Origin of the sequence: Microcystis sp. M_QC_C_20170808_M9Col, from assembly GCF_007095495.1 — a bacterium.
Classification (GTDB): domain Bacteria; phylum Cyanobacteriota; class Cyanobacteriia; order Cyanobacteriales; family Microcystaceae; genus Microcystis; species Microcystis aeruginosa.
Genome location: NZ_SFBZ01000177.1, coordinates 1 through 10,890 on the forward strand (window position 1 = coordinate 1; position 10,890 = coordinate 10,890).

The window sequence follows — 10,890 nt, forward strand, 5'->3', positions numbered from 1 at the left end:
TTGAGTTAAAAGTTAAACTTCAAGTTTTCATTCAGGACGAATGTACTGATTAACTAATTTTTTGGGGAAAATTAGTTAACCCATCATTATAACATATAATTAATTTGCAAGAGTTCTAAAAGAACAAGGGGAAAAGTAAGGACTTTTATATTTCACTTACACAGACCTTTAAAATACCCCGATGGAAAGGACAAATCTAAAGATGGAATGCCCATATAAACGGAACGTAATAAACCCTTTAAGGCTCTGGGTACAGGTCGAAATACCCAGTAGTGATAAGTGTAAGCGCAAGCCTTCAAGGGTGTGAGATGTAACCAAAAGCCAACGCCTGACAGTAATAGTCAGGATATGCTAACGGGTTACGGTTTGATTGTAAGGATAGAGTCTAGTAGGAGTCTATATGACGAAACCCTTGAGAAGGTAAAGGATTCGGAAAACCGAAAACCACTAAGACTACGAATGTATGGAAAACTATCAATTGGGCGAAAGTCCAAAGATATGTTTTCAAGCTCCAAAAGAGGATATACCAAGCGGCTAAATCGGGACAGGATGCAAAGGTTAGAAGGTGGCAACGTCTATTGGTGAAATCATACTATGCTCGTCTATTAGCAGTTCGCAAAGTAACCCAAGATAATCAAGGAAAGAAAACAGCAGGAGTCGATGGAATGATAGCAATATCCCCAGAACAAAGGCTAAATCTAACCGAAGAAATCAAAGGAACACTTAAAGCAAAACCGCTAAGAAGGGTATGGATTCCTAAACCAGGCAGGGATGAAAAACGCCCATTAGGAATACCAACCATCAAAGACAGAGCTAGACAAGCGTTGATTAAATCGGCACTTGAACCAGAATGGGAGTCAAAAATGGAAGGAACCAGCTATGGTTTCCGACCGGGAAGGTCTGCCCAAGACGCAATATCAAGAATATACATCACCATTAATCAAGGTAGCTACTTTGTATTAGATGCCGATATTGCCAAGTGTTTTGACCGAATTAATCACAACTTTTTACTGTCTAAAATTCATTGTCCAAGTTCCCTGAAAAGAGACATAAAACAATGGCTCAAAGCAGGAGTATTGGATAACGGCGTATTTGAAGAAACAGAAACCGGGACACCACAAGGAGGGGTAATAAGTCCACTACTAGCTAACATCGCACTGGATGGAATGGCGAGACTAATTGAAACGTTATTTCCCAAAAAGAAAGACACTAATCAAGCTGTTCTCATAAGATACGCCGATGACTTTGTAGTGATTTCCCCATCACTCGAAATCATTGAACAGTGCAAAACTGCCATTTCCGATTGGTTAAAACCGATAGGATTAGAACTCAAACCAGAAAAAACCAGAGTGTGTCATACACTTAATCCCATTGAACATAATGGAAAAATGGAAAAACCCGGTTTTGATTTCTTAGGATTCAATATCAGACAATATCCAGTAGGAAAATACAAATCTGGGAAAACAGGAGGGGGAGGAAGCCGATTAATTGGCCACAAAACCCACATCAAACCTAGCCAAAAAGCAGTTAAAGCCCACACAGAAGCGATTAAAGGTGTAATCAAAAAACACAGAACAGCACCTCAATCAGCCCTGATTAGTCAATTAAACCCAATCATTAGAGGTTGGGCTAACTACTACTCAGGAGCAGTATCTATGGATACCTTCAGTAAACTAGACCACACAATCTGGTTAATGTTAAGGGCATGGACAATATCAAGATGCGGTAAAGCGAACTACGAAAAACTGAGAAACTATTTTAGACCGGGTACAGTTAAACTCAGCAATGGGAAAGAAAGACACGAATCTTGGTTATTTCAAACCAAAGATGGTCTCTATCTATGGAAACATAATTGGACACCAAATGTCAGACATACCCTAGTACGCCCCGACGCATCACCATTTGACGGAAATTGGACTTACTGGGCGACCAGAAGAGGACAAGCAATCGATACACCTACAAGAGTAGCCAAACTACTTAAGAAGCAACAAGGCAAGTGTAGCCGATGTGGGCAGTATTTCACCCCATCGGACTTAATTGAAGTTGACCACATTCACCCTCTAAGCCTAGGCGGAAAGGACGAATACAAAAACCTTCAATTACTACACCGCCACTGTCACGATGATAAATCGGCATCGGATGGAAGCCTAAAAATCATCTACATTGACACCATCAGAAGTTAATGTAGATAATACAAGGACAACCAAAAGATGTCAAGTTGTATCCTTAACAAGGGAACAGTCAAACTAGGAGCCGTGTGATGCGAAAGTATCACGCACGGTTCTGAATGGGAGGGGAGGTCGGTGACGACCTTCTCGACCCCTAATTCAAAGGGTCACTTTATGGTATGATGGCGTAATCTCTTAAGTAGAACAAATGAATTAATCAATCAAATTATAGAGATTGAGTCAAAGGGGATGGAAATGTTAGTATTAGATCAGACTCGTCCTGATATTGGTTTAAGGGTAGCTAAAGTCATTGTCCCCGGAATGCGTCATATGTGGAAGCGTTTAGGGCTAGGAAGATTGTATGATGTTCCTGTTAAGATGGGATGGTTAAAAGAAGCTTTAACGGAAGATGAATTAAATCCTTTTCCCCTGTGGATGTAAACTTTTAGGGTTATTATAGTGTTGGGTTGGGTTTCGTTGCCTCAATCCAACCTACAATCGTCGGCGATCGCACTGTGTTGGTTAACTCTCGTCGTTATTTAGTCCCAGAATCTTAGTTATTCTGGACTTAAACGTACCTGTAGGGGCAACCACAGGGGGGTTGCCCCCGTGTTGCCCCTGTAGCGCACTAAGCAATACGAGCGCGTAAATCATTAAGAGTAATCATCAACGTCATCGGTTCAAGAGGAGACACATCAAAACCTAAAGCCAAATAAAAATTCTTAGCTTCTTCTAGCTGATTGTATACTAATCGCCCCGGAAGCAAGGGCGTAATACCCAACTACCCTATTGTCAACGCAGGTAACAAAAGTTCTAGTTGCACCACTGGCTTGATTAGCATAAGCTCGACGCTTCAACCAAGGGAGGTTGCCAATCCAGGGTTTTTTGAATATGGCTAGAGTCAAGACAAAAATTGACTTAATTAGTTAAATTATGCCTTGGGAGCGCATTAATTCTATCTCTTGTTGTAGTCCGGCTTCTAGAGTACGAGGAGTAAACCCTAAATCCCTTTTAGCTTCTTCGTGGGAATAAGCTTTGTCTTCTTGTAATCGCAAGATTTGTTCTCGTCGCACGGGGGATTTTTTAGCTAATGTTTTTTCTAGTAGGGTAGCTGACCAAATGCCAAAGTTCAAGGGAAAGGACAGGGGACGCACCGATTGGCCTAATAATTGTTCTATCAATAAAATTAACTGACGGAAGGAAACAATACTACCGCCGGAAAGATCGTAAGCACCTTTTATATCAGGACATTCCCAGACTTTTAACAACATCTGGGCAATGTCATCAGCGTGAACTGGTTGTAACAGGTTATCACCAGAGCCAAAAATGGGAAAGAATCCGTAGCGGTGACAGAATTTAATCAATTTGTGTAGGTTTTTATCCTTAGGAGTGCCATAAATCATTGTCGGTCTCAGCAGACAATAAGAAGCAGGATACTCTTGTAAATAATTTTCTGCTTGTTTATACTCGGCAGAATATTCATTATATTTTGAATATACTCCCGTGGTTCCAATAATAATTAATCGGGGAGTTTGTTGGAATTTTTTTAGACTATTAAGTATAGTTGGTACTTGTCGAAGTTGGACGAGATGGATGATGGTTTCAAAACTATTTTCCCTAAAAATTCCTTCCCAGGTTTCTGAGATAGAGCTATCGCCAAAATCGTAGGTTAAATTCAGTCCTAGACTATCTAACATACTGCGGTCGCTACTGGGTCGAATTAAACAATGTATTTCTATTTCAGGCTTAGTAGATGCCAAATGTTGCATGAAAAAACCACCAGGCAATCCCGTAGCACCTGTGATTAATATTTTATTCTCGATCATCATTTTTTCTCCTTTCCGCTAAAACTTGCTCATAAACCTGAAAGGTTTTTTCAAACATCTTCTCAAAAGTATATTCTGTTTCGTAGCGTTTGCGTCCTGCCGCTCCCATTTTAGCTCTGAATTGTTGATCAAGAACTAATTGTAATAGTCTCTGGTGTAACGTGTTAACATCTCCCCTCGCTACGGTGTATCCAGTTATTCCTTCCACAATTGCTTCCGATGCTCCCCCCACATCTGATACAATTACTGGTAATCCCGCTCTCATTGCTTCGATTGTAGTGCGAGGAAACCCTTCCCAATTAGATATTAAAGTAAATACTTGGGCTTGAGCTAAGACTTCAGCTACATTATTACGAAAACCTAAAAAGTTAACTCTGTCGATAATTTTTAGCTCCTTAGCTAAGGTTTTAATCTTTTCTAAATCCGGACCGTCTCCGACTAAATCTAAATGGGCTTCGGGAATATTTTGAAAGGCTTTCAGTAAGGTTACATGGTCTTTTTGCTGATCAAATCTTGCCACCATGACAATACGAACAGGGTTAGCATTACCAGGATTAGCTCTCAATTCTGCGGGTAGATCTGGCATCCCATTATGAATGGTCAATAATCGCTGCGGTTGCATACCAGTTTTTATTCCAATTAATCGATCTTGTTCCGAAACACAGATAATTTTATTAGCTAAAGGTTCTGTGATTGTTTCTAACCACTGATAGATAGTGCGACTCGGCTCTGGTACACCTCCTGTAAAAGCCCAACCATGGGCGGTAAAAATGCAAGGAGTCTTGCTTTTTCTGACCGCTAATCGTCCTAAAATTCCGGCTTTACTAGAGTGAGTGCTGATAATATCTGGTTGGAATTCTGCAATAATTTGTTTGATAAAATTCAAGGTTTGCCAGTCTTGAATTAAGTTAATTTTTTTGCCAAAGTCTTGACAAGATATATTGGTTATGCGATGACTGATCAGATCGTCATTATAAATGCCTTTTATTCCAGTAACAACTAAGACTTGATGGTGAGAATCTTGCAAAAATCTCGCTAAATCTCGTACATGAACCTGTGCGCCTCCAACGGTATCTGCTCTAGTTATAATAAAAAGTATTTTCATTTCATGCACAGTTTAGATTCTTGATTTATGGATAATTTTAGAAAAACAGTTTTAGGTTTTTAAGACTTGATTAGCTTTTTGCAATAGCTGCAACATTTTAGGGGCGGTTATTTGAATATTATACTTATCTTCGACAAGTTTTCTGCCAGCCCATCCCATACTTTCTCTTAAATCTCGATCATTTTTCAGGTTTTGAAAAGCTTGCAGCCATTCAGCTTGACTACTAGCTTGAAAGCCGTTGATCCCCTCCTTAATAATCTCCGCATTTACCCCCACTGGTGAACCAATAACTGCTCGAGTAGATGCCATATATTGGATTAGTTTAAATCCGCATTTTCCCCGCTCAAATGCTGTATCGGTAAGGGGCATAATCCCCACATCAAATTGTTGCATCTCCTTCACCTCGGTTGCCTGGGACCAAGGCTTAATTTCTAAAGGTATATCCTCTAGATTTGTCTCTTTAGCACCAATAGCAACGACTTTGGCACCACCATCTCGACAAATTTCTTTTAAAACAGGATAAAGTTCTTGTATATAATCGACAAACTTCAATGGACTTCCTATCCAACCGATGGTAAAGACTTCATTTTGAGGAGCTTTTGATAAGGGATAGCGATCAAGATCGACGACGGTGGGTAATATTTCTACCCATTTAGCTCCTGCTTGTGTTGCTCGGTTAGCTAAGTAATCATTTCCCGCAATCACTAAGCGAGCATTCTGCATTACTCGATCGATTTTCTGTGCCAATAGCCATCTAACTATAGGAGCAGAATGTTGATCGTAACGGTGGAATACTGCGTCATCATAATCAACTACATAAGGTGTTCTTCCTCTGAGCAACAGTAATTCTAGCCAAGCTGGTAGCCAAGGTAATGCTTCCTTTTCCAACCAGATTAAATCGTATTTTTGAGATTGCAACAGCAGCGAAATTCTCTGTTGATAAGCAGATAATAATCTCGATAAAGGGTATTTTTTCCCTAAGTAGCGAGTTCTCAGGTAATCATTATCTAATAAGGGAGCGGTCTCAACCTCTATTCCCTCTTTTTTGAAATAAGGCAAATATTGGTAAGTACGATAGCGGCTACTAGCACCTAAAGTATCGTAGCGACTAAATAACAAAATTTTCATCACTGTTGAGGATTTAATTAGATTATTTTCTTGTATAAACTGGAGAATTGACGATATTCTCTAGGTATGGCGAAGATGATTAGCTCCTTTATATCTCTCAATAATCATTTGCTCAGAAACTACTTTCTCAGGAGATTTTTTTCCTAAGAAATATGTACAAGAAGCTCCATCGAGAGCCTGAGGATTATTTTTGAATAGATAGTCAAAATATTTAAGCCAAGAAAACAATAATCTCACCATTGCTTTAGTTAATAATCTTGAGGTATTATTGCCAGCAAAACATAAAGCGAAATGTTCGATAGACCAGACTAAAACTGTTCCAGGTCCGGCAACTAAACCACTGGAAATTTCTGAAAAATAGTTAAACAAGCGCCGATGACCAGAAAGGGTATATCTGGTAAAATCATAGGCCCCTTCATGAACCTGCTGCATAAAGGGAATTTCTGAATAAATTACCCCGCCATCTTTGAGAACTCTGTGCATTTCACTAACGACTTTTTCGGGGTAGAGAACGTGTTCTAAAACTGCTGTAGTAATAATACCATGAAAAACTTGGTCTTGAAAAGGAAGATCGTGAGCATCACAGAATAAATCGACATCTGCATTAACATCAACATCGGAATATATCAATTTGATATTGCTATATTCTGACATTAACCTATCCAAATCTCTTTTCTGATTTCCTCCACCCACAACCAAGACATATGCTAAGGTAAAATTTTCTAAAGTCTGAGCAAAATTTTGAATCCTCTCAATATAGTTTAAGGTGATCGATGGACTAGGGACAATTTTTGAGAATATGTTTTTTTCTTTTGGACTATGATTAGTCACCGTATTAGTATAAAAAGAGGGAGAAAAAATTTCATTATCTTCTCGAATGAATACTGGTTTATTATTGACAATAGCAAATTCAGAATTACAGTTTTTGCAAATAATCTGATGATCATCAAAAGTTAATTGACTACTTTGGCACTTAGGGCATTGACTCAAAGTCTCGATAAATTGTTGCATTTTCTTACTCCGATCGATTAACTGAAAGTCTGTTTTTTCTCAAGAAACAAAGTTACACTGGCAATATACTTAAGAAAAAATATAGATAAAAACTCCAAGATAAATGAGCTATAATGGTTGGTATAGATTGATTTTGGTGTTCGTTTCATTTTCTTGTCTAGGTATAGTTGATAAAGTTCCCTCGTATATCTGAAAGATGTCCTTAAATTAGATATTTTGCCCATATTTAAAATCTCTTGGTAGCTAATATAGTTAGTAAAATAATGTAAATAATCCGTATGTTTTTCAGTCCAATCTTCCAAGGATATACCAGATTCTTTAGTCTGACGATGAAAAGTTCCTAAACCTAAAGTGCTTAAAAATTTAATGTTATCAAACAAAAAATCAAAGTTTTTAACCTTATGGACTAAAGGTAAGTGAATATGCCATTCCCAGAGAACGTCAGACAAGGGAAATATATGTACAGAATATCCATTCATTGTTAATGTTCTAGATATTTCAAGAAAAAAAAGTATGTGATTCTTGACGTGTTCCACCACTTGGTTAGAAATAATTACATCAAAAAAATTATCTGGATATTGCCACTTTTCATCATCATAAATTAAAGTTAGTCTTTCATGCCAATCTACCCCAGAAAAATTCTTTGATAGATTTTCAATTGTTTCATCCATAAACCCCTTTTTTTGAACACCATGATTAACCACGTCTAAACCATAGACTTTCCAATTAATATTTGGCTGTACACAGGGAAGATTTTTTGTCAAGTATGCAATCAATTGTCCGTTACCACACCCAACATCTAGAATTTTGACTTCTTGATCAGTTGAATGTCTGTAAGATTCAGTATTGATTATACTTAATAAATGTTGATAATTGCTACTATTTGCTGTACTCTGCATAGAAAGTTTCTAACTCCTTTAAATTGTTGATTGCTGAAATATGTTCATGCCAATATCACTCGAATAAAAAGGATTATTCGCAGTCTTTTAAAATTCTTTTCAAGGTTTTGTAATCGGTATGTAAATGGATATTGTTTCTAACAACCAAACCTCGTACAGCCCCCCAAATCCAAGATAAAATCAGCCCAGACAAACCAAAATTATCATAAATAACTCTAGCGTACTCCTGCTTACAATTCGCTAATTTTGAGTTATCTTGATAGGAACTGCTGGCACCACCAAGTCTAAAAAAAGCAATCGTAGATTTGTCTTTGATTGACGATGCACTCATCTTATAAATCTTTTGATTAAGATCGAAATCAGCATATACTTTATATTTGGTGTTGAACGGAAGTTGAGCAAGTAGCTTTTTCTTAATGAATAGTCCTTGCGGACATAAAGTATTTTTGAACACAATTAATGGATTATATCTACTAATCCGTAGCTGACCGTTATCCATAATTACATTGCCATGAATTATGTCCGTATTGTTTAAACTTGCTTTTTGAATAGATTGGCTAGGTATATTTAACAATATATCATCGCTCCCCAGGTAGTAAATGTAATCTCCTTGACTCAATTTCCAGCCTTTATTCATCGCATCATATATACCTTCGTCAGGTTCGCTCAACCAATAATCTATCTGATCATCATACTTACGAATAATATCAATTGTGCTGTCCGTAGAACCTCCGTCTATAATAATATACTCAACATTATTGTAAGACTGGCTAATGACACTCTGAATTGCTTGCTCTAAGTGCTTTTCTCCATTAAAAACTACCGTTATAATAGTAACCAAAGGAACTGCAAATTTTTCCGATAACTCACTTGTCTCCGTGTAGGAGTGCTTGAAATATCCCTTTGTTCTTAATCCTCCTTCTCCCCTGCGTTCTGGATTTGGTGGCAAAAATAAATGAGATTGCACTTTTGCAGAAGGATCGTTAATAATAGCAGGCCTCTCCATAATTACTCGGCGAGTTGTAGAGAAGTTAGCATCTAGCTCGATAGTTTTTTTCTCTTGCAATGGTGGTTTTATTGTCATATCTTATCTTGATATTGGCAAGCTACAAGCGTTTTAATCGTAATTACAACTAGGTCAGTTTATAATTAGCTATATAGAATGAGAAAGATTATTGTACCTCTCTCATACTTGCTAAAATACTATTAAACTAGCCTGCGGGTTATATCAGCTAATGTAATTAGCTAAAAAAATTAACTTCAAGACTTAGGGGTATTGTAGCTGATGATGAACTTATTGTAAAGAAAATTTTTAACCAGCCCATACTAAAAAGCCAACGGCTCTCCCGATATAATGGGAAAAAATGTTCGTATATCTTCCATTTAGCTGTCTGGAGAGTCATTATTCCTTCAAGCCCTGTTTCATTGGCTGACTGAAAATCCAGATTTGGTCGTCTGCGGATTGCACCAGGCACAATTGCCTGTCTGAGATCGGCATCAGCTTGAAAGCGAATTTCTGTCATACTGCTTTCTAATTCTGGGCTTGAGCTGCCTTCAATTTTTGGTACAGCAAAGGACTCTTTTCTCTACAAGACTGTTGTAGTCGCTGAAACTCGGCTTCACCCTTTTTCAGATAGGCATCGACAAGCTCTCGATTGGCCAAATAGAAAGCGATTGCGCCATAAACCTGTCCGAGGGAAAGGAGTGGGAAATTTTGGGCAATGCTTTCGGGCGATTCTCCGTTCAAGAAAGAATAGACAACTGAATCAAGAGAGATACGAGTTTCTTCGAGCCAATATTCTTCTTCTCGTTGCTCGATGTACTGCTTTGTTGGGATGGAGGCTAATTTCATAGGAGTAATGTTGCTGTTTAGCTAAAAGGATAGAGGATAAGCTGTTTATTTTGGGGTAATCCTAAGAGATGGCGAGCAGTATTTTTCTCGATTGGTTTATATCTTTGAATATCTAATACCAAAAATTTCGGCTCTTCTCGACTTTGTGTGATAATTTTTGCTTATGGAATCGTGAAATGCTTACTGGGCAAGACTTTTAGGACTATTTTGCTGATATTCTATCAGTATAGACCCCGTTTCCACACAAAACCATGCAGACGCTCGCACCTTCGGAGAAGGAATGAATTTGACACCACCTGAACCTCTGGCTAGTTAAGCTTAGACGCACTTACATTGCACTTTAATATCCTGGAACGCCTTGTAGATAGGGATACGAGTAGGAAACTTAAATGCGTCTAAGCTTATCACTCAATCACTAGACCTCTTGTAAAAATCAAAAATTGTTGTTAGGGTCAGGAGTCAGGAGTCAGGAGTCAGGAGTCAGGAGTCAGGAGTCAGGAGAATTAAGAATGAATAATAATCAATTAAATGGTCTATTTAAGGATTTTATGCAATTTAATCCTTATTTTTACCGTTTTTGAACCCTCAAAAATTAATTATGCAAGTACTTCTCTTGTTGACATCCTCACCGCCGTAAACGGACGGCGATTCCCAAACCTCACGATTTAGGTTTCTGCTTCTTTCCCTTGCGGGGTTCCGCACCTGCCGCCCCAGTTTTACTCTGTTCTGGTCATCAGGTCGCTCTACAGACTGACACCGCAAGCCCTGCGGCCAAAATATTTGGCTCTTCGTTACCCTTTATGCTAAATCAACATACAAGATGCCAAGACAACATACTTCTAACCCAAAAATTCCGAAAGTTTCTAAAGCCATAGGCTCTCCGTTTTATTAGTTTAAGTTT

Annotated in this window: 11 protein-coding genes and 2 pseudogenes; 2 read left to right on the forward strand and 11 right to left on the reverse strand. The window is 38.2% G+C overall.

What is annotated here, in order from left to right; genetic code table 11:
• The first annotated feature begins 473 nt into the window (after positions 1-473).
• Positions 474-2,250, forward strand: a pseudogene (gene ltrA / locus EWV68_RS10645) (group II intron reverse transcriptase/maturase).
• Positions 2,251-2,384: 134 nt separating this feature from the next.
• Entirely contained in the window at positions 2,385-2,609 is a 225-nt protein-coding gene (locus EWV68_RS10650) for a YcaO-like family protein (protein WP_425184211.1), read from the forward strand.
• 187 nt (positions 2,610-2,796) lie between these two features.
• On the opposite strand, the gene EWV68_RS10655 is transcribed toward EWV68_RS10650, so the two are convergent.
• The 11 genes and pseudogenes from EWV68_RS10655 to EWV68_RS10705 form a co-directional block, all read right to left on the reverse strand.
• Complete coding sequence (locus tag EWV68_RS10655; RefSeq protein WP_239698115.1) at positions 2,797-2,949, reverse strand: hypothetical protein; 153 nt, start codon at positions 2,947-2,949, stop codon at positions 2,797-2,799.
• Between the two features lie 145 nt (positions 2,950-3,094).
• Positions 3,095-3,997: an NAD-dependent epimerase/dehydratase family protein gene (locus EWV68_RS10660; RefSeq protein WP_239698116.1), complete on the reverse strand. Its 903-nt coding sequence runs from the start codon at positions 3,995-3,997 to the stop codon at positions 3,095-3,097.
• Complete coding sequence (locus EWV68_RS10665; protein WP_061432071.1) at positions 3,981-5,099, reverse strand: glycosyltransferase family 4 protein; 1,119 nt, start codon at positions 5,097-5,099, stop codon at positions 3,981-3,983. Before EWV68_RS10665 ends, EWV68_RS10660 begins: the two co-directional genes overlap by 17 nt.
• A gap of 51 nt (positions 5,100-5,150) precedes the next feature.
• A complete protein-coding gene (locus EWV68_RS10670; protein WP_061432072.1) occupies positions 5,151-6,227 on the reverse strand; it encodes a glycosyltransferase family 4 protein in 1,077 nt (358 codons plus the stop codon).
• A gap of 60 nt (positions 6,228-6,287) precedes the next feature.
• On the reverse strand, positions 6,288-7,238 hold the full coding sequence (locus EWV68_RS10675) for a methyltransferase domain-containing protein (protein ID WP_061432073.1): 951 nt from the start codon (positions 7,236-7,238) through the stop codon (positions 6,288-6,290).
• A gap of 17 nt (positions 7,239-7,255) precedes the next feature.
• Positions 7,256-8,137: a class I SAM-dependent methyltransferase gene (locus EWV68_RS10680; protein WP_061432074.1), complete on the reverse strand. Its 882-nt coding sequence runs from the start codon at positions 8,135-8,137 to the stop codon at positions 7,256-7,258.
• 73 nt (positions 8,138-8,210) lie between these two features.
• Positions 8,211-9,221, reverse strand: coding sequence for a glycosyltransferase family 2 protein (locus tag EWV68_RS10685; RefSeq protein WP_061432075.1), 1,011 nt, complete (start codon positions 9,219-9,221; stop codon positions 8,211-8,213).
• A 157-nt stretch (positions 9,222-9,378) separates the two neighbouring features.
• Positions 9,379-9,660, reverse strand: a complete 282-nt coding sequence (locus tag EWV68_RS10690; protein ID WP_061432076.1) for a hypothetical protein — start codon at positions 9,658-9,660, stop codon at positions 9,379-9,381.
• An 8-nt stretch (positions 9,661-9,668) separates the two neighbouring features.
• The gene (locus tag EWV68_RS10695; protein ID WP_061432077.1) at positions 9,669-9,989 is read right to left on the reverse strand and encodes a DUF433 domain-containing protein; all 321 of its coding nucleotides are present in this window, start codon (positions 9,987-9,989) and stop codon (positions 9,669-9,671) included.
• A 658-nt stretch (positions 9,990-10,647) separates the two neighbouring features.
• Positions 10,648-10,782, reverse strand: a pseudogene (locus EWV68_RS10700) (RNA-guided endonuclease TnpB family protein); the annotation flags it as partial.
• A 15-nt stretch (positions 10,783-10,797) separates the two neighbouring features.
• Positions 10,798-10,890 (reverse strand): transposase (locus tag EWV68_RS10705; protein ID WP_287169753.1); only part of this gene is annotated, 93 nt, incomplete at its 5' end.

Coding starts and splice junctions, on each gene's coding strand:
- EWV68_RS10660 (WP_239698116.1), bottom strand. CDS start 3,997: ATGATGATCGAGAATAAAATATTAATCACAGGTGCTACGGGATTGCCT.
- EWV68_RS10665 (WP_061432071.1), bottom strand. CDS start 5,099: ATGAAAATACTTTTTATTATAACTAGAGCAGATACCGTTGGAGGCGCA.
- EWV68_RS10670 (WP_061432072.1), bottom strand. CDS start 6,227: ATGAAAATTTTGTTATTTAGTCGCTACGATACTTTAGGTGCTAGTAGC.
- EWV68_RS10675 (WP_061432073.1), bottom strand. CDS start 7,238: ATGCAACAATTTATCGAGACTTTGAGTCAATGCCCTAAGTGCCAAAGT.
- EWV68_RS10680 (WP_061432074.1), bottom strand. CDS start 8,137: ATGCAGAGTACAGCAAATAGTAGCAATTATCAACATTTATTAAGTATA.
- EWV68_RS10685 (WP_061432075.1), bottom strand. CDS start 9,221: ATGACAATAAAACCACCATTGCAAGAGAAAAAAACTATCGAGCTAGAT.
- EWV68_RS10690 (WP_061432076.1), bottom strand. CDS start 9,660: ATGACAGAAATTCGCTTTCAAGCTGATGCCGATCTCAGACAGGCAATT.
- EWV68_RS10695 (WP_061432077.1), bottom strand. CDS start 9,989: ATGAAATTAGCCTCCATCCCAACAAAGCAGTACATCGAGCAACGAGAA.